16 protein-coding genes and 1 pseudogene are annotated in these 18484 nt (G+C 69.1%); 6 read left to right on the top strand and 11 right to left on the bottom strand.

The genetic code is table 11. The features are described from left to right. Window positions 1–360: 360 nt before the first annotated feature. The 8 genes from WFI16_RS21945 to WFI16_RS21910 form a co-directional block, all read right to left on the bottom strand. The gene (locus WFI16_RS21945; RefSeq protein ID WP_419899985.1) at window positions 361–1704 is read right to left on the bottom strand and encodes an Nramp family divalent metal transporter; all 1344 of its coding nucleotides are present in this window, start codon (window positions 1702–1704) and stop codon (window positions 361–363) included. Window positions 1705–1833: 129 nt separating this feature from the next. Further along, window positions 1834–2238: a hypothetical protein gene (locus WFI16_RS21940; RefSeq protein WP_419899984.1), complete on the bottom strand. Its 405-nt coding sequence runs from the start codon at window positions 2236–2238 to the stop codon at window positions 1834–1836. Window positions 2239–2310: 72 nt separating this feature from the next. Further along, window positions 2311–5550 carry an efflux RND transporter permease subunit gene (locus WFI16_RS21935; RefSeq protein WP_419899983.1) on the bottom strand — a complete coding sequence of 1080 codons (3240 nt, stop codon included), beginning with the start codon at window positions 5548–5550 and terminating at the stop codon, window positions 2311–2313. 13 nt (window positions 5551–5563) lie between these two features. After that, window positions 5564–6805 carry an efflux RND transporter periplasmic adaptor subunit gene (locus tag WFI16_RS21930; RefSeq protein ID WP_419899982.1) on the bottom strand — a complete coding sequence of 414 codons (1242 nt, stop codon included), beginning with the start codon at window positions 6803–6805 and terminating at the stop codon, window positions 5564–5566. Then, window positions 6805–8115: a TolC family protein gene (locus tag WFI16_RS21925; RefSeq protein WP_419899981.1), complete on the bottom strand. Its 1311-nt coding sequence runs from the start codon at window positions 8113–8115 to the stop codon at window positions 6805–6807. Before WFI16_RS21925 ends, WFI16_RS21930 begins: the two co-directional genes overlap by 1 nt. Window positions 8116–8192: 77 nt before the next feature. Then, on the bottom strand, window positions 8193–8561 hold the full coding sequence (locus WFI16_RS21920; protein WP_419899980.1) for a hypothetical protein: 369 nt from the start codon (window positions 8559–8561) through the stop codon (window positions 8193–8195). Between the two features lie 95 nt (window positions 8562–8656). Further along, window positions 8657–9196 (bottom strand): signal peptidase II, encoded by a 540-nt coding sequence (gene lspA, locus WFI16_RS21915; protein WP_419899979.1) that lies wholly within the window; start codon window positions 9194–9196, stop codon window positions 8657–8659. 17 nt (window positions 9197–9213) lie between these two features. Beyond that, window positions 9214–9636, bottom strand: a complete 423-nt coding sequence (locus WFI16_RS21910) for a hypothetical protein (protein WP_419899978.1) — start codon at window positions 9634–9636, stop codon at window positions 9214–9216. Window positions 9637–10182: 546 nt separating this feature from the next. Between WFI16_RS21910 and WFI16_RS21905 the strand changes: the two genes are divergently transcribed. The 3 genes from WFI16_RS21905 (at window position 10183) to WFI16_RS21895 (ending at window position 12894) form a co-directional block, all read left to right on the top strand. Then, window positions 10183–10557 (top strand): hypothetical protein, encoded by a 375-nt coding sequence (locus WFI16_RS21905; RefSeq protein WP_419899977.1) that lies wholly within the window; start codon window positions 10183–10185, stop codon window positions 10555–10557. 214 nt (window positions 10558–10771) lie between these two features. Beyond that, window positions 10772–11551, top strand: a complete 780-nt coding sequence (locus WFI16_RS21900) for a response regulator transcription factor (protein ID WP_419899976.1) — start codon at window positions 10772–10774, stop codon at window positions 11549–11551. Then, window positions 11542–12894, top strand: coding sequence for an ATP-binding protein (locus tag WFI16_RS21895; protein ID WP_419899975.1), 1353 nt, complete (start codon window positions 11542–11544; stop codon window positions 12892–12894). The genes WFI16_RS21900 and WFI16_RS21895 overlap by 10 nt, the downstream gene beginning before the upstream one ends. A gap of 16 nt (window positions 12895–12910) precedes the next feature. On the opposite strand, the gene tnpB is transcribed toward WFI16_RS21895, so the two are convergent. From tnpB to WFI16_RS21885, 3 genes and pseudogenes are all read right to left on the bottom strand, one after another. Further along, the gene (gene tnpB / locus WFI16_RS26955; RefSeq protein WP_442970721.1) at window positions 12911–13060 is read right to left on the bottom strand and encodes an IS66 family insertion sequence element accessory protein TnpB; all 150 of its coding nucleotides are present in this window, start codon (window positions 13058–13060) and stop codon (window positions 12911–12913) included. A gap of 131 nt (window positions 13061–13191) precedes the next feature. Next, window positions 13192–13491: an IS66-like element accessory protein TnpA gene (gene tnpA, locus WFI16_RS21890; RefSeq protein WP_419899974.1), complete on the bottom strand. Its 300-nt coding sequence runs from the start codon at window positions 13489–13491 to the stop codon at window positions 13192–13194. 86 nt (window positions 13492–13577) lie between these two features. Further along, window positions 13578–14568, bottom strand: a pseudogene (locus WFI16_RS21885) (IS110 family transposase). Between the two features lie 185 nt (window positions 14569–14753). Here WFI16_RS21885 and WFI16_RS21880 point away from each other — a divergent pair. The 3 genes from WFI16_RS21880 to WFI16_RS21870 all read left to right on the top strand — a co-directional run bounded on the left by WFI16_RS21880 (window position 14754) and on the right by WFI16_RS21870 (window position 17670). Continuing rightward, window positions 14754–15557, top strand: coding sequence for a hypothetical protein (locus WFI16_RS21880; protein ID WP_419899973.1), 804 nt, complete (start codon window positions 14754–14756; stop codon window positions 15555–15557). A gap of 73 nt (window positions 15558–15630) precedes the next feature. Continuing rightward, window positions 15631–16074, top strand: coding sequence for a hypothetical protein (locus WFI16_RS21875; RefSeq protein ID WP_419899972.1), 444 nt, complete (start codon window positions 15631–15633; stop codon window positions 16072–16074). A gap of 381 nt (window positions 16075–16455) precedes the next feature. Continuing rightward, a complete protein-coding gene (locus WFI16_RS21870; protein ID WP_419899971.1) occupies window positions 16456–17670 on the top strand; it encodes a Fic family protein in 1215 nt (404 codons plus the stop codon). Window positions 17671–18484: the final 814 nt, after the last annotated feature.

Genomic DNA, 18484 nt, shown 5'->3' with positions numbered 1-18484 from the left:
TCGGGTGTTTGTTGCCCCGAGTTTCTATGCGCTTCACCGACGCAACCGAACAAGAAGCGGCGCGAGGCATCTGCAATACTGCAGCTCAATGATGCCAAGCATTATTGGAACCCAGCATTCCATTTACAATCGAGCAATCCTGGCGCCGGATTGTTAATGGCTGCACGTCTCGCGACACGATCGGAAACGCTGCAGCGCGGCGATGTGCAAGAGCCTCGGCCCGAATCGCGCGGCGATGCCGTCAAAGGTGAAGTTTTGAGGCTGGGACATGATTCTGCGGCGAGGCAGCAGGCGCGACGGGCGACTGGACCGGCAGGAGGAGGGCTGCCTTCGGCCTCCTCCGCCCCGCCGACGGCGCGATCAGCCGCCGAGGATCATGTCGAGCAGCAGCTTCACGTTCAGCCCGGTGATCAGCGCCGCGATCGACCAACCGAGGACGAGCTGCCAGCGCGGCGCGGTGAACGCGCCGAGGCGTGCGCGGTCGGAAGCGAAGAGCATCAGCGGGATGATCGCGAAAGGCAGCTGCAGCGACAGCACCACTTGGCTCAGGATCAGCAGCTGGGCGGTGCCGGAGGCGCCGTAGAACCAGGTGACCAAAACCGCCGGCACGATGGCCACCAGCCGCGTCAGCAGGCGGCGCAGGAAGGGCGGCAGACGGAACCGCAGGAAGCCCTCCATCACCACCTGCCCGGCCAGCGTCGCGGTCACCGTCGCATTGATGCCGCAGAGCAGCAGTGCCAGGGCGAAGAGCGTCGCCGCCAGCCCGCTGCCCAGCAGCGGCGCCATCAGCCGGTAGGCGTCGCCGATCTCGGCGATCTCGGTATTGCCGCTGGTGTGGAAGGTGGCCGCCGCGGTGATCAGGATGGCCGAGTTGATGAACAGCGCGAGCACCAGGGCGATGGTGCTGTCGAGGGTGGCGAAGCGAATCGCCTCCTTCTTCGCCGCGACCGTGGGGGCCACGTCACGCGACTGCACCAGCGCGGTGTGCAGGTAGAGGTTGTGCGGCATCACGGTCGCGCCGAGGATGCCGAGGGCAAGATAAAGCTGGGTCTGGTCGGTGACGATCGAGCGGGCCGGGACATAGCCGCGCAGCACGTCGCCCCAGACCGGGTCGGCCAGGGCGATCTGCGTGGCGAAGCAGCCGAAGATCAGCAGGATCAGGCCGAGGATCAGCGCCTCCAGCCAGCGAACGCCCTTGTGCTGCAGCCAGAGGATCAGGAAGGCGTCGAGCGCCGTCAGCATGACGCCGTAGAGCAGCGGGATGCCGAAGAGCAGCTCGAGCGCGATGGCGGTGCCGATCAGCTCGGCCAGGTCGGTGGCGCAGATGGCGAGCTCCGCCAGCAGCCAGAGCGGATAGGCCACGATCTTGGGGAAGCGGTCGCGGCAGAGCTGCGCCAGGTCGCGCCCCGTGGCGATGCCGATCCGCGCGCAGATCGCCTGCAGCAGCATGGCCATCAGCGAGGAGGCCAGGGCGACGCTCAGCAGCGTGTAGCCGTAGCCCGAGCCGCCGGCGAGCGCCGTCGCCCAGTTGCCCGGATCCATGTAGCCGACGGCGACCAGGTAGCCCGGGCCGAAGAAGGCGAAGAAGCGCTTCAGCGCGCTGCCGGCATTGGGGACGGGGACGGAGCGGTTGACCTCCGGCAGGCTGGGCGGCCCGAGGCTGTCCGGTCGCGCGGCGGGCTGCGTGGTCTCGGCCAGGCTCATGCCGGTCCTCCAGAGTGTAGATTCAGCTACACCTTAAGGTCGGCGCTTACGCAGACAAAGTGACGTCGCAGTAATGTCCCATGGGCAAGGAGAGACGGCGCCCGCTCCAGGCCGGCGCCGTCCCGTTCCTCAGAAACGCGCCTGGGCGCTGCGCCCGGCCGGGTTCTTGATCTGCATCGTCACCGCCGCCCCGCGGGCCGGCGCGGTGCGGGCCTCGCCGACCAGGCTGTTGCCCTCGCCCGGGACCAGCTGGACGACCTCGCGCGCCTGGCCGGTGCCGATCAGCAGCGAGCCGGAGAAGCCCGCCGCAGGCACCGGCTTGCTGCCCTCGTCGTAGAGATGGATGGTGACCTTGCGCTCGGTCACCAGCAGCTCGGCATGGACGCCGACGACATCCTGCATGCGGCCGCCATGCGGGCCCTGGTCGGCATGGCCATGCCCGCCGCCGGCGCTGCCCGGGGCAACATTCCCCTGGGCCAGGACAGGCCCGGCCAGGCTGGCCGCCGCGAAGGCGGCGAGAAGAAGCTTCCTCATCGTGTTTCCTTTCCACATCGAAGGCTGGAAGGGCGCCGCCACCGCGGCGGCGCCGATGTCATGCCAAGGGTGTCATTCCGCCGGCGCAGGCGCCGGGGCCGCGGCCTCCGCCTCGGCCGGCCGGGCGACGCGGCCGAAGCGCACATAGAGCGCTGGCAACACGAGCAAGGTCAGCAGCGTCGCGCTGATCAGCCCGCCGATGACGACGGTGGCCAAAGGCTTCTGCACCTCCGCCCCGGCGCCGGTGGCGATGGCCATCGGCACGAAGCCGAGCGAGGCCACCAGCGCGGTCATGGCGACCGGCCGCAGCCGGGTCGTGGCCCCCTGGAAGACGGCATCCCGAAGCGATAGCGTGCCGCGCGCCAGCAGGTCCTTGATCGAGCTGGCCATGACCAGCCCGTTCAGCACGGCGACGCCGGACAGCGCGATGAAGCCGACCGCCGCGGGCACCGAGAAGGGCAGGCCCCGCAGCCACAGCGCCAGCAGCCCGCCGGACAGCGCCAGCGGCACGCCACTGAACACCACCAGCGCGTCCCGCACCGAACCCAGGGCGGCATAGAGCAGCACCAGGATCAGCGCGAAGCAGGCGGGCACCACGACCATCAGCCGGGCGCGGGCCTTGGCCAGGTTCTCGAACTGGCCGCCCCAGGTGACGCTGTAGCCGGGCGGCAGCTGCACCTCGCGCTCCACCCGCGCCCGCGCCTCGGCGACGATCGAGCCGATGTCGCGGCCGCGCGCATTGGCCTGGATGACGACGCGGCGCCGCCCCTGCTCGCGGCTGATCTGGTTTGGCCCTTGCACCACGGTCAGGCTCGCCAGCTGCTGCAGCGGCACCGAGCTGGCCGGGCGCCCGGCGATCGGCGGCAGCGGCACCGGCAGGCTCTTCAGCGCCTCGAAGTTGTTGCGCATCGCCTCCGGCAGGCGGACGACGATGGCGAAGCGACGATCGCCCTCATAGACCATGCCCGCCTCGCGGCCGCCGACGGCGGTGGCCAGCACCGCCTGGACATCGGCGACGCTGAGGCCGCGCCGCGCGACCTCGGCGCGGTTCACCGTGACCTCGAGGAAAGGCAGGCCCGTCGCCTGCTCGACCTTGACGTCGGCCGCCCCCTGCACGCTGTTCAGGATCGTGGCGATCTGGCTCGCCGCCTGCAGCATCGGCCCGTATTCGTCGCCAAAGACCTTCACCGCCAGGTCGCCGCGCACGCCCGCCAGCAGCTCGTTGAAGCGCATCTGGATGGGCTGGGTGAATTCCAGCGCGTTGCCGGGGATGCCGGCGACCGACTGCTCGATGCGGCGGACCAGCTCGGCCTTGGACAGCGACGGGTCGGGCCACTGGTCGCGCGGCTTCAGGATGATGAAGGTGTCGGAGGCGTTGGGCGGCATCGGGTCGGAGGCGACCTCCGCCGTGCCGGTCTTCGAATAGATGATCTGCACTTCCGGCAGGCGCGAGATGCGGCGCTCCAGCACCGACTGCATGGCCTGCGACTGCTGCAGCGAGGTGCTGGGGATGCGCAGCGCCTGCATCGCCAGGTTGCCTTCGTCCAGCGTCGGGATGAATTCCTGGCCAAGCCTGGAGAACAGCGTCAGGCTACCCAGGAACAGCAGCGCGCCCAGGCCGATCACCGGCAGCGGCGCCCGCAGCGTGCGGTTCAGCAGCGGGACATAGGCCGTCTTCAGGCCGCGGACGATCGCGACCTCCTTCTCCTGCACCTTCCCGGTGATCCAGATGGCGATCAGCGCCGGCACCAGCGTCATCGACAAGACGAAGGCGAAGGCCAGCGCCAGGATGACGGTCAGCGCCATCGGGATGAACATCTTGCCCTCGACGCCGGTGAAGGTCAGCAGCGGCGCATAGACCAGAATGATGATGGCCTGGCCGTAGAGCGAAGGCCGGATCATCTCCTTGGCGCTGTCGGCGACCGTCCGCAGCCGCTCCTCGAGGGTCAGCAGCCGGCCCTTCTCGTGCTGCCGCTCGGCCAGGTGGCGCAGGCTGTTCTCGGTGATGATGACGGCGCCGTCGACGATCAGGCCGAAATCGAGCGCGCCGAGCGACATCAGGTTGGCGGAGATGCCGCCGCGCACCATGCCGAAGGCAGTTAACAGCATGGTCACCGGGATGACCAGCGCGGTGATGATCGCCGCCCGGATGTTACCCAGCATCAGGAACAGGATGACGATGACGAGCAGCGCGCCCTCGCCCAGGTTCTTCGCCACCGTCTGGATGGTGGCGTCGACCAGGATGCCGCGGTCGAGCACGGCGGTCGCCTCGATGCCCGGCGGCAGCATGCGGCCCAGGCCTTCGACGCGGGCATGCACGGCGGCGGCGACGGTGCGGCTGTTCTCGCCGATCAGCATCAGCGCGGTGCCGACCACCATCTCCTGACCGTTGCCGCTGGCGCTGCCGGTGCGCTGCGCCTGGCCGATGGCGACGCGGCCGACGTCGCGCAGCAGGATCGGCGCGCCCTCGCGGGTCGTCACCACCACCTGCTCCAGCTCGGCGACGCTGGTCACCCGGCCGCCGGAGCGCACCACCAAGCCCTCGCCGCCACGGTCGATATAGCCCGCGCCGGTGGAGACGTTACTGCGCTCGATGGCGCTGGTCAGGTCGCCGAAGCTCAGGCCCAGCGCCATCAGCCGCGCCGGGTCCGGCTGCACCACGTATTGCTTCACGTAGCCGCCGATCGCATCCACTCCGGCGATGCCGGGGATGTTGCGGATCTCGGGGCGGATGATCCAGTCCTGCACGGTGCGCAGATAGGTGGCGCGGTCGGCCTCGCTGGCCAGCTTCTCGCCTTCCGGCGTGACGTAGCTGCCATCGGCCTGCCAGCCTGGACGGCCATTTGCGACGACGTCGCCCTGGCGCCGCGCCGCGAAGCGGACCGTCCACATGGTGACCTCGCCGAGGCCGGTGGAGACCGGGCCGAGCCGCGGCTCGACGCCCTCCGGCATGCTCTCGCCCGCCTCGATCAGGCGCTCCAGCACCTGCTGCCGGGCGAAGTAGATGTCGGTCGACTCGCTGAAGACCGCGGTGACCTGGCTGAAGCCGTTGCGCGAGATCGAGCGCGTGCTCTCGAGCCCCGGGATGCCGGCCAGCGCCGTCTCGATCGGGAAGGTCACCTGCTTCTCGATCTCGTAGGGCGAGAGCGAGGGCGCGACGGTGTTGATCTGCGCCTGGTTGTTGGTGATGTCCGGCGTGGCGTCGATCGGCAGCCGGGTCAGCGCCCAGCCGCCGATGCCGATGGCGACCAGCGCCATCAGCAGCACGGTCCAGCGGTTGCGGACGGAGAAGTCGAGGATGGGACCGATCATCGGGCTGCGGTCCTCAATGCCCGTGACCGGCTTCGGACTTGCCGAGCTCGGCCCGCAGCACGAAGGCGTTGCCCACCGCGATCCGCGCGCCCTCGTCGAGGCCGAAGATCACCTCGACATTCTCGGCATCCTCGCGGCCGAGCGCGACCTCGCGCATCTCGAAGCCTTCCTCGTTGCGCAGGAAGACCACCTGCTTGCCCTCGACCTCCTGCACTGCGCCGCGCGGCACCATCAGGTCGACCGGCTGCGCGCCGGTGGTCAGCTGCGCGGTGACGAAGCCGCCGGCGCTCCAGGCGCCGTCCGGGTTGGGCAGCGCGGCCACGGCCCGTGCCGAGCGCGTCTCCGGATCCAGCACCGGGCTGAGGAAGATGATGCGCGCCTCGGCACGGGCCTCCCCCTCGCCCTGGATGGCGACCGCCTGGCCCTGCCGCGCCATCGGCAGGTCGCGCGGCGGGATGGTCATCTCGACCCAGAGCACCGACAGGTCGGCGACCGAGAAGAGCTCGGCATCGGCGGCCGCATTGCCGCCCAGGATGGCGGCGCGGGCGGTGACGCGCCCGGCGATCGGCGCGCGCAGCTCGAGCCGCCGCAGCGAGGCCGCGGGCTGGCGCGGCAGCGCCGCAATCTCGGCCTCCGCCAGGCCCAGGGCCAGCAGCCGCTGCCGCGCCAGGTCGAGCTTGATGCGGGCATCCTCGGCCGTGGCGCGGGCCTGCAGGAAATCCTGCTCGGCCGAGACGCGCTGGCGCCAGAGGCGGCTCTCCCGCGCCAGCAGGGTCTCGGCCAGGGCGGCGGTGCGGCCGGCGGCCAGGAACTCGCCCTTGGCGTCGGCGACCTCGCGGCTTTCCAGCACGGCCAGCACCTCGCCCTGGGCGACCTCGTCACCCAGGCTGTGGCGCACCTCGGCGACGATGCCGCCGAGGCGCGGGGTCACCTTGGCCTGGCGGTCCTGGCTGGCGGCCAGCACGGCGGGCACCGCGGCTCGGCGAAGCAGCTGGCCGCCGCCGACGGCGGCGACCACGATGCCCGAGGCCTCGACCTGCTCGTCGGTCATGGCGATATGGCCTTCCTCGCCATGGCTTTCCTCGCCCTCCGCATGGGTGTCAGGCTTGGCAGCAGGAGTGGGCTCGGCGGCGCCGGCGGCGGCAGGGACCTGCAGCCCCATCAGCAGCCGCGCCTGGTCCGGGACGGCGGGAAAGGCGATGGCGAAGGCCAGCCCGCCGATGGCGGCGCTGGCGAGGAGAGTTGCGCGGCGCATCAGCGGCGAGCTCCAGAGGGTTGTTCGCCGCGCAGCCGCTCCAGCGCGGCCCGGCGGGTGTGGAATTCCTGGGTGGTCTCGACCAGCTGCGCTTGGGTGTCGGACAGGGCCTTCTGGGCGTCGAGCACCTCGAGGAAGGAGAACTTGCCCTCGCCGAACCCGGCCGAGGCGGAACGCGCCGCCCGCTCGGCCGCCGGCAGCGCGTCGCGCCGCAGGCTCTGCGCAGCCCGCCAGGCGAGCACCAGGCGGCGCTCGGTGGCCAGCAGCTCGGCGACCAGTGCCGCGCGCCCGCGCTGCGCCTCGGTCTCGGCGCGCAGCAGCTCGGCATTCGCCCGGGCGATGCCTCCCTGGTTGCGGTCGGAGAAAGGCAGCGGAATGCTGACGCCGGCGACGAAGCTGGTCTCGCGGCTGTCGCGCGCGTGGCGCACGTCGCCGTTCAGCGTGACGTCCGGCACGGCCGTTGAGCGCTGCAGCGTCACGTTGGCGCGCTGCTGGGCGATGGCGGCCTCGAAGCGGGCCAGGTCCGGATTGGCCCCCAGCCGCTGCAGCGGGTCGGCCGGCACGGGCGCCGGCACGGCCGGGCCGATGTCGTCGAACCAGGGCTGGCGCGCGGCGAGCTGCACCGCCGGCACGCCGATCAGCACCGCAAGCTCGCCGCGGGCGATCTCCGCCTCGCGCTCGGCGCGTTCCATGGCGATCTCGGCGGTGGCGCGGGTCACCTCGGCGCGCTCGGCCTGCAGCAGCGGGTCGCGCCCGGCATCGACCCGCAGCCGGGCGGCGCGCAGGGTCTCGCCCGCCAGGCGCAACCGGTCACGCTCGACCGCCAGGCTGCGCGTCGCGGCCTCGGCGGCGGCCATGGCGACCGTCACGTCGCGCGCGAGGTCCAGCTGGGCAGCGGTGAACTCGAAGCCCGCGACCTCGGCGCCGCGGTCGGCGAGGCCGATTCGCGCGGCTCGCTTGCCGCCGAGCTCGATCCGCTGCGACAGGCCGATCGTCGTCTCCAGGCTGCGCAGGCCGCGGCTGTCGCCGTTGCCCCCCATGCCGCCGAAGCTCTCGAAGCTGGTGTTCAGCTCCGGATTGGGACGCAGCGGCGCCTGCAGCCGGTCGGCATAGGTCGCGTCGCGGGAGAAGCCGGCGCCGCGCAGGACAGGGGAGGATTGCAGCGCCTGGCCGATCGCCTGGGCCGGCGAGGTGAGCAGGAGGGCGCCTGGCACCACCGACTGGGTCTGGGCCTGGGTCTGAGGCTGGGCTTGGGCGAGCGTCGGCCACAGCAGCACGCAGGCAGCCGCCAGCGTAAGCTTGGGAAGCATGGGGGAAACACCTGAGGAAAGCCGTTCAAGCAGGGCCGGGCACCACGCAGGGCGCCGGCCGGGAGAGTGCCTGAGGGCTAGGCTCGGGGTGGCCGGCTCAGCTGGTCGACGACGCCGGAGAGCAGCACCCGCGAGCGGCCGGCAAAAAGCCGTGCCCGCAGCGCGGGGGTGGCCGACGTCGCGGCCAGTTCAGGCGCGCGGGCGACGAGCTTGCTGCACACGGTATGAAGGCATTCGCAAAGCGCCTGGTCGGGCTGCGGGACCTCGCCATGCGGCCCCTGCTGCATCGAGACCAGGACATCCTGCGGCGTGCCGCCGGTCTGGGTCTGGGTCTGCGCCAGGCCATGCCCCTGCGTCGCCGCCACGGCCAGGAGGCACGCGAGCAGCGCGGCCGCGAAAACCCGGCGGCAGGTGGCGATGAAGGAAAACGTCCTGGCGGAAGCCATGCCGGGCGGCTTCTAGGTCAGCCGCAAGACGATGTCACGCATCGAAGCGTCTCGTCACATTGCTCGATTGAAGCATTTCCGCCGCATCCGCGCGATCAGGTGTCATGGCGGGGCGCTCCGGCCAGGCCATCCCTGCCCACGGTCCCTGCCGGCGCCTCGGCCGGCAACGGAAGCAGGGTGGCGGCGATAAGCAGCGCGGCGCCCAGGAAGATCGCGGTGTCGGCGAGGTTGAAGGCGGGCCAGTGGTACCCTGCTGCGTGGACGTCGATGAAATCGGTCACCGCGCCCTGGCGTAGCCGGTCCACGACATTGCCGAGTCCGCCGCCGGCGATCAGGCCAAAGGCGGCGCCGTGCAGCGGCCGGGGCTCCTTCGCCAGCCACCAGCCCATCAGCGGCAGGATGGCGAAGGCGAGGCCGGACAGCAGGATCGGCGTCGCCGGGCTGTCCGTCGCGAGCAGGCCGAAGCTGACGCCGCGGTTGTAGCCCAGCGTCAGGTTGAGAAAGCCGGTGATGGGAATCAGCCGCGGCGGGTCCATCACCTCGGTCAGGATCCACCATTTGCTGACCTGGTCGACCGCCAGGGCCAGCAGCCCCGCGACGATGGCGATCGCCCAGCTCCGCGCGGCGGAAGGCATCGGTCTGGCCTGCGGGGTCACCGGACGGTCCGCGGCTGGCCCAGGCATTCGGCCAGCCCGGCCCGCACCTCCTCCACCGCCGGGCGGTCGGGGAAGAGGGTCGCAGCCAGGCGCAGGGTGACCTCGCTCTCCGTCGGCCCCAGCGGCGCCACCAGCACGTCCATGCGTGGATGAAGGCGGGTGCTGTGGCCCTGGCTGGGACGCAGCTCGGAAATGGTGATGCGCAGACGGTCGCTCTGGCCGTCGGCATGGTTGGCGGTGATCCGGCCCTGCTGCGTCGCCTCGTCGATGATGCAGGCGGCGACGGCGTCGCGCGCCGCGGGGAAACGGCCGAGCGCCACGGGGTCCTGTTCGCGCATCCGCTCGACAGGGGTGGCGCCGCAGGCACCGAGGATCAGCAGGGCGGCGACGGCGAGGCCGCGTGAAGGGGGGGCGGGCATTGAAGGTCTCCGGCAGCCGGATTGGCGCGGGCGGAGGCTAGAACCTCCAGTCGCTGGAGGTGCAAGCAAAAATTCCAGCAGAATCGAAAACAATCTTGCCTGTTCCCGCAAATACCCGCGACAGTATACAATAACGACGAAGACATCGATGGGAAGGCCTCCGTCATCGGCGCGAGACCCGGCGAAACCCGCCGCCGATCGTCTTTCATTTCTCATCGGTCAACAGCGTTTCGGAAGCCTAAACTGTATATTGCGGAATGTGTCTGCTTCGCATCACTTCGCGGGTCCGTCGGAAAGCCGGTTCCGCGCTGCTTGATGCCGCCCCCGCCGCGGGCACATTCAGGGGGCAGGCCACGGAAGGCCTCAGGAGAAAGACGATGACCGACGCAGCCAGCCAGGGCAGCCGCCCCGGACCCTAGGACGGCCCGCCCCCCGGGCCCGCTCTCGGAAACCTGCCGCCGCGCATCGCCGGACGCCGCCGCCTTCCTCACCGCCTCCCACCTCCTCACACGCCAGACATCAAGAACCGACAGGAGCTCAGACATCATGTCTTCCCGCTGGATCGCATTCCCCGCCCTCGCCATCGCCCTCTCGCTCGGCGCCGGCGCCGCCATGGCCAACGAGACCAGCCTCGCCGCCGGCAATCCGACGGCCCAGCGCATGGAGGTGACGCGCGGCGGCATGGGCGCCGGGCCCCGCTTCCAGCCGCTGGGCAGCCCGCTGCGCAACGCCATGCCGGTCTCCGAGCGCGAGCTGCCGGCGCTCGAGGAAAGCCTGGCGCTGGGCAACAACGCGCCCAGCAGCGACGCCTTCGGCCGCACCTATGACGGCCACCCGCTGGCCCGCCACATGGCCGAGGCGGAAGGCCGCCAGCGCCAGCTCGAGGCGGCCCGGGCGCAGGCGCGTAACCCCGGCAGCTGACGCCGCCAACCAGCAGGCCGCGGGCCGGGGGGCAATCCTCCCTGGCCCGGTGCCGTTCAACGGCGGGCGTGGCCGACGCAAGGCTGCCCCTCCGAAGGGTCATTGGCATCCGCCGCCGCCACGCCGCTAAAGCGGCGCGCAGCCGGGGGTGCCGGCGCGCGCCGGGCGCGACCACCGGCCGACCCCGCCATGTCCGGGGCCTGGGAGACGCTTCATGCCGCAGCTTCCTGCGGAGGATGACTCTGTCGTGCCGCCGGGCGTCCCGCCAGGCACGCCGCCTGCCGATGCCGACATCAAGCATATCCTGGTCGTCGACGACGACGAGGACCTGCGCCGGCTGCTGCTGACCTATCTGCGGCGGAACGGCTTCCGCGCCACCGGCGCCGCCGACGGCGCCGAGATGGCGCTGATCATGGAGACCGCCCCGGTCGACGCCATCGTGCTCGACGTGATGATGCCGGGGCAGTCGGGCTTCGATCTCTGCCGCGGCCTGCGGATGCGCAGCAACGTGCCCGTCATCCTGCTGACCGCGCTGGGCGAGACGGTGGAGCGGGTGCTGGGCCTGGAGCTCGGCGCCGACGACTTCGTGGTGAAGCCCGCCGAGCCGCGGGAGATCCTGGCCCGCATCCGCGCCGTGCTGCGCCGCGTTGGGCGCGCGCCCTCCTCGGTCCAGGTCGCGGCGCGCAGCCTGGCGCGCTTCGACGGCTGGACGCTGGACACGCGCCGGCGCGAGCTGCGCCGGGTCGACGGCGTCGAGGTCGAGCTGACGGGGGGCGAATACGACCTTCTGCTGGCGCTGATCGAGCGGCCACAGCAGGTGCTGAACCGCGAGCAGCTGCTCGACCTGGCGCGCAACCGGCCCTATGGCGGGCTCGGCCGCTCGATGGACGTGCAGATCAGCCGCCTGCGCGCCAAGCTCGGCAACGACGCCGACCTGATCCGCACCATCCGCGGCAGCGGCTACATGCTGACGAGCCCGGTCCTGTGGGCCTGATCCGCCGGGTCTTCCCGGCGACCCTGCTCGGGCAGACGCTGGCGACGCTGCTGATCGGCTTCGTCCTGCTGCTCGGCGCCGTGGTCGGGCTGCACGACTACCTGCAGCGCGCTATCGTCGACCGCAGCATCGAGGAGATCCTGGCACAGCGGATGGCGACGCTGCTGGAGACGCTCGACGCCGTCCCGGCTGCCCAGCGCGACACGGTGGCGGCGGCCCTGGCGCAGCCCGACCTCGCCGTCCGGCGCATCACCGGCTGGCTGCCGGAGCCGGAAGAGGCGGGCGAGCCGGCCTTCCGGCGGATTTCCGAACGCGCCCTGTCGCTGGCCAAGCCCGTGCGGGCGCTGCGCATCCAATCCGGCACCTTCGACCCCTCGATGGGCCATCTGATCGGCATCGTCGGCCTGGCCTGGCTGGCCGACGGCACCTGGCTCGAGATCCGCCTGTCCAGCACCGACATCATCTCCACCGAGATGCGCCTGCTCTACGCCTATCTCGGGCTGTTCGGCATCAGCCTGCTGGCGGCCATGGCCTTCGCCTCGCGGCTGATCGCCGGGCCGCTCGCCACGCTGGCCGCGGCGGTGGCGCGACTCGACCTTGCCCGGCCGCCGGCGCCGGTCGCTTCCTCCGGCCCGCGCGAGGTGCGCCAGCTGGCCGAGGCGATCAACACCATGGCCGCCCGCACCTATGACGCCTTCCGCCAGCGCACCCTGGCGCTCGGCGCGCTGTCGCATGACCTGATGTCGCCGATCGCCCGTCTCCGGCTGCGCGCCGAGGACCTGCCGCCGGGCGCCACCGACCCGATCCGCCAGGACCTGGCGGAGATGGAGGCGATGGTGGCGGACGTGCTGGCCTATCTGCGCAGCGGCGAGCCGAGCAGCGAGCCGCTGCGCCCGGTCTCGGTCTCCGCCCTGGCGCGGACGGTGGTCGACGAGTTCCTCGAGGCGGGCCAGGTGGTGATGGAGCACAGCCTGGACGAGCGGGCCATCGTCCCAGGCCGCCGCGTACCGCTGAAGCGGGCGCTGACCAACCTGGTCGCCAATGCGCTCCGCTACGGCCGCGACCCCTGGGTCGAGGTGACGGTGTCCGGCACCGAGGTGCTGCTGCTGGTCGGCGACCGCGGCCCCGGCATCGCCACGGACGACCTGCCGCATGTCACCAAGCCTTTCTTCCGCGGTGACGCGGCCCGCAGCCGCGGCGGCGGCAGTGGCCTGGGCCTGGCGACCGTGGTCGCGATCGCCGAGGCGCATGGCGGGCAGCTAGAGCTGGCCAGCGTCCAGGGGCGCGGTACGCTGGCGACATTGCGGCTGCCGCTGCAGGCCGCGGCGGACCGCAGAGAGTAGTGTTTTTAGGAACGTTTCACTGAACGGCTGCTCCAGGCTTTGCTCGCACCGCAACGCGAAAGCCGCGGTTGCCCCGAAACACATAGAGATCTCCGGCATAGGAATCGCGCCCGAGCGCCTGCTGCACCTGCAGCGCCAGGCCGCGCCGCATGTCCGTATAGCCCACCGCCAGTCAGACGCACAGGCTCGCAGACGTTGGGATCATGCGCGCAGCGCCGCCATCACCCGCCGCAAGGCAGCGGCGCTGATCGCCTCGCCAATGCGGATCACCGTGCCGACAGGTAAGATAATCTCGATCTAGCCGGCGGCGACCGGGTTCGCCTGGGTCGGTGCCGCCATCGGCACGACCGCAGTGCCGGGCGGCGCGGCAGGACCATCCGGCGATACCTGCAGCGGCACGAACATCGCCGCCGGACCGGCCACCAGTCTCCCCCGCCGCACCTGCCTGCGCCATGCCCACAGCATGCTGCTGCTCACCTCGTGCCTGCGGGCAACCTCGACAAAGCAAGCACCAGGACGCTCAGCCTCCGCCACCATCCGGAGCTTGTCCTCCACCCGCCATTGGCGACGGCGCTCAATGCCAGTGATGATCTCCATTCAATCCGGCACCTGTTCTTAGCAACGCTCTTACGAGCGTCGATAAGATCACAAGACAGATTCAGGCCCATGTCGGAAGGCGGCCTTCACCGCAGGGGAACGCAGAACTCGGTGCCGTCGCGCCACATCCGGTGCAACGCGACGGTTAGCTTGCGGGCGACGGCCACCTTGGCTCGGCGCATGCCCAATGCGTCCGGCGACAGCAAGGCCCCAATTCTTAAGCGCCGACCACTTGCCGGTGCGGGTCAGCAGCACGTTCGCGGCGTCATAGAGGGCCTGTCGTGCCAGGCTGTCGCCCTGCTTGCTGATGTGCCCGACGCGATCCGTCTCATCCAACTGGTAGCGTCTCGGCGTCAGGCTAAAGCGAGCGCCGACGGCTCGCGAGCGGCTGAACCGCGTTGGATCATCGACGGCGGAGCAGAAGGTCAGCCCCGTCACCGGTCCGACACCTGGCACTGTCATCAGCCTGCGGCAGACGTCATCGTCGCGCAGACCCGCAAGCACCAGGCGGTGCAGGCGATCGCGTCCGGTCCGCACCCCATCCCAGGCGTGCAACAGCGGCTCCATCAGCGCCTGCATTCCCACCTGGCCCTTGGTAAGTTCGCGCACACGTCCACGGGAAGCCGCCTCGCTGAACTGCCCGACCTTAAGCCCGAAACCACGCAGCAAGCCACGAATACCGTCGTCGAGGTCGCGCAGCTTGGCCACCAGCAGCCTGCGGCCACTGAGCAAGGCGCGCAGCGCCTGCGATAGTTCCGACTTCACGTGCACCGCCTTATACCAGCCAGTGCGCCCCACCTGCGCCATCGCCCGCGCGTCGTTCCGGTCGGTCTTGACCGGCATCGCCTTGGTCGTGGCACGCAGTTGACGGGTCTCGAGGTGCACCACCGACAAGCCCGCCTTGGCCAAACCCGCATGGAGCGACTGCGACAGGGGTCCGGCCTCCAGGCCAACGCAGCTGAAAGGAAGGCCGGTGCCCATCAGGGCCGCGGCCGTGGCCGCCGGCTCGCTCTCCACCTTGAACTCGCGCTGGATCGCACACTGCGCGTCCACGATGCAGATGCTGCTCGTCTCCAGTTAGACGTCGATCCCGGCGTAGTGGGTCATCTCGGTGTCTCCCTCAGCTCATGACCCGCGTAGGGTCACATGGAAGAGCATCCGGCCGCAGTAGCATCCGCTACCTCGTCGACCCGAACCACGCCGATGCTCGCGCCACGCCCCGCGAAGAGCGCGATCTGGTCATCGCCGCGCGCAACAGCCGCGTGCTGGCCTTCGACAACCTCTCCAGCTTGGATGCGGACATGGCCGACGCCCTGTGCCGCATCGCCTCGGGCGGCGGCTTCGGCGAGCGGATGCTCTACACCAACGGGGAGGAAAGCACCGTCTTCGTGCAGAACCCAATTCTACTGGACGGCATCCCGTCCCTGTTGGCACGCGGCGACCTCGCTGACCGAGCCATCAGCCTCACCCTGCCGACGATCCCCGACGACAAGCGCAAGCCCGAGGCAGAGGTGTGGAAGGACTTCGAAGCCGCGCGTGCCGGCATCCTGGCGCTGCTGCTGGACGGCCTGCGCACCGCCATGGCGCGGCTGCCCAACCTGCATATCGACCGCCTCCCCCGCATGGCTGACTTCGCCCGGCTGAGTGCCGCCATGGCGCCGGCCTTCGGGTGGACAGAAGCCGAGATGCTGGCCGCCCTGGAAGAGAACAGGGCCGCGGCGGTGGCGGGAGTGATCGAGGCCGATGCGCTGGCGCTCGCCATCCGCGGCCTCGCCGAAGAGCGCGGCCGGTGGATGTGCTCCCCGACCGAGCTGCTGGAAGCCCTCAATCAGCGCGTCTCAATGGACAGGATCAAGCAGCGAGACTGGCCGCGGGACGCGCCCTCCTTAGGGAAGCGGCTGCGGCGCCTAGCGCCCGCCCTGCGGCGCAGCGGCGTGCTTCTGCAGCAAGAGGGGGGCGGTCGGAAGGGGCGCCACGTCGTCATCGAGTGGGCCGGTGCCGCCGACGCCAGCCAAAGCGCGCCCACCACCGAGCCGCCGGCCGCGACATGGACTGGCGACCTGTAGCCGGTCCGGCTGCCGCCGCGGCCGGAACGGGCGGAACAGCCAGCCTCGTATCGTGGCTTGGGGGAGGCGCCGCATGAGCCAGCATCCCCTGATCCAGCGCGCAGAAGAGGCTGGCGTCAGCATCTTTCTGGAAGGCGGGCGGGTGCGGTGGCGAGCAAGCCAGCCGCCCCAACCCGATTTGCTGGCGGCTCTGAAGGCCTCTCAGGAAGAAATTGCGCAGGCTCTGGCGGCAGCTGATAGCGTTGCGGCCGAAGCGCCCCCTGCCGGAGAGGTCGGCAGCACCGCCGCGATGGCGACGGACGTGGCCTCGCCACCGGCCTATCCGCTGCCCTTCCTGCCGTCCCGCTCCTGGCCGCCAGGGAGCCTAGAGGCGCGAGCCGTGCGTTACCTCGCCGAGCCCGGCGCGGAAATCATCTCAGGCCGGGACGGGTGGCTATACGTCACCCTGCCTGATGACCGCTTCATATACCTGGCGCCAGCTTTGCTGCGCCGCATCGGATGGACGGAAGTCGGCTGAAGCCCTGAACAGGCGTCCACCGGCCTGTGCCTCAAAGCGGCAGGGTACCACCGTGCCGTCGCGATACGCAGACTAGCGCTGGCCGATGCCGCTCTCGGCGGAGTGCATGCGGTCGCCAGGGATGGCGAGTGGACCGTGAGAGGGCGGCAGGAGCGCATGTCACATCGCTCCTTGTCCATCGAGGCCCTTGCAACGATTGTCACGATGCCATGCAGAATCAGGTGGTGTTACCGCCCAAAACCGGCTCTATCTATGCGCAACAGCAGGACACGGAAGCCTGAATTTTCCGGTTTTCGCCCTGTTAAACATAGGCTTGCGCGGACAAAAGCGATGACAGATCAAAGGACATATGAGCGGACACATCCTTGGATCAGCTTCAAGGTGGATAATAGCCGCCTTCCTGCAAAGGTTTGGCTAGCGTTCGGAGAGATCCAGAGTAAGTGCGAGCACATCGCTGGCGCCCCCCTGCGCCCCGAAGTTCAGAGCCATCTCCACTCGATCTTCCTTGCTAAGGGGCTGATGGCCACCACGGCAATCGAAGGCAACACTCTTAGCGAAGAAGAGGTAGGCAAGAGAATTGCCGGCGAACTCAAATTGCCTCCCTCCAAAGAGTATCTTGGAAAGGAAATCGACAATGTCCTGAATGCCGCAAATGGGCTTTGGGATGATGTGGGTAAGCCCCTGACTGTCGAAGATCTAAAGCGGTACAATTCCCAAATTCTTGAAGGCCTAAAGATCGAGGAACCCGCAGTCGCCGGTGAAATTCGCGAGCATAGTGTTACCGTTGGTCGATACCTGGGGGCACCTGCAGCGGACTGCGAGTACCTCCTGCAAAAGATGTGCGATTGGCTCAATACCGACTTCAAACCCATAGAAGGCATGAATATTGTCTTCGGGGTCATGAAGGCAATCTTTGCGCATCTGTACATTGCTTGGATTCACCCATTTGGCGATGGAAATGGTCGCACAGCACGGATGGTCGAAGTTCGCCTATTGCTGGAGGCAGGAGCTCCTTCTTCTGCCGCTCACCTGCTCAGCAATTATTACAATCAGACAAGAACTGAGTATTATCGCCAGTTAGAGTACGCCAGCAAAAGCGGTGGAGATGTTCTGAAGTTTATTGAGTACGCATGCCAAGGCCTATGCGAGCAGCTGCGCGAGCAGATATCCGTGATTCGAGGTGAGCACATTGAAGTAACATGGTCGAATTATGTTCATGAACTATTTAAAAGTGAGAAAACCGCAACTAGTCGGCGAAGGCGGATGTTGGCGTTGGCCATCTCCGAGCATTGGGAAGGTGTAGAGTTCAGGGATATTAGGGGGCTCTCGCCTCAAATCGCGGAAGAATATGCCGGAAAGACAGCAAAAACTATTGTTCGAGACCTGGATGCCCTCGAAGACATGGAAGTAATTTTTTCTGAAGCACGAAACTACAAGCCTAATATCAAAAAGCTCTCTGCATTTCTTCCGGCAGTTCTTCCGAATGGTCAGCCAGCCATTTCAAGGCTTGAGCGGGTGAGGGCTAAAAGCAGTTCGCGCACAGGAGCTAAAGCTCAGCGCTCGGAAGCGTCGGCTAGTTTGAAACTCGCTTCATAGATTGAGATGCCGGGATGGCGCCTCAACCGGCAGTTCACGCCTTGGCTTGCTTGCTGAGTGATCTATCTAGCTTTCGATTCGCCATTGCTGCTTCGTGTAGCGATGGCGGACAAGCTGGCGGCTGGACGGCCAACGAGTGCTCTGCGCGGGGAGACGGGTAACCTGGCGCTTCTGCTGGACGGCTGCGCACCGCCATAGTGCGTCTGCCCAACCTGCATATCGATCGCCTCCCCCGCATGGCTGACTTCGCCCGGCTGAGTGCCGCCATGGGGCCGGCCTTCGGGTGGACAGAAGCCGAGATGCTGGCCGCCCTGGAAGAGAACAGGGCCGCGGCGGTGGCGGGAGTGATCGAGGCCGACGCGCTGGCCCTTGCAATCCGCGGCCTTGCAGAAGAGCGCGGACGGTGGATGTGCTCCCCGACCGAGTTGCTGGAGGCCCTGAATCAGCGCGTCTCGCTGGACAGAATCAAGCAGCGGGATTGGCCGCGGGACGCGCCCTCCCTGGGGAAACGGCTGCGGCGCCTGGCGCCTGGCGCCTGCCCTGCGACGCAGCGGCGTGCTTCTGCAGCAAGAGGGGGGGGGCGGTCTGAAGGGGCGCCACGTCGTCATCGAGTGAACCTTTGCCACCGACACCAGCCAGCGCGCGCCCCGCCACCGCGCCGGCGGCCGCGACATGGACTGGCGTTCTGTAGTCCGCCCGGCTGCTGACACGGCCGGAACGGGTGGAACAGCCAGCCTCGTATCGTGGCTTGGGGAGAGGCGCCGCATCAGTCGGCATCCCCTGGCCCATTACACAGAGGAGGCTGGCGTCAGCC

Origin of the sequence: Roseomonas sp. USHLN139, assembly GCF_037145735.1 — a bacterium.
In the GTDB taxonomy this organism is placed as follows: Bacteria; Pseudomonadota; Alphaproteobacteria; order Acetobacterales; family Acetobacteraceae; genus Pseudoroseomonas.
Note: the sequence above shows the minus strand (reverse complement) of the source record. Positions and strands in the feature narration are given on the sequence as shown.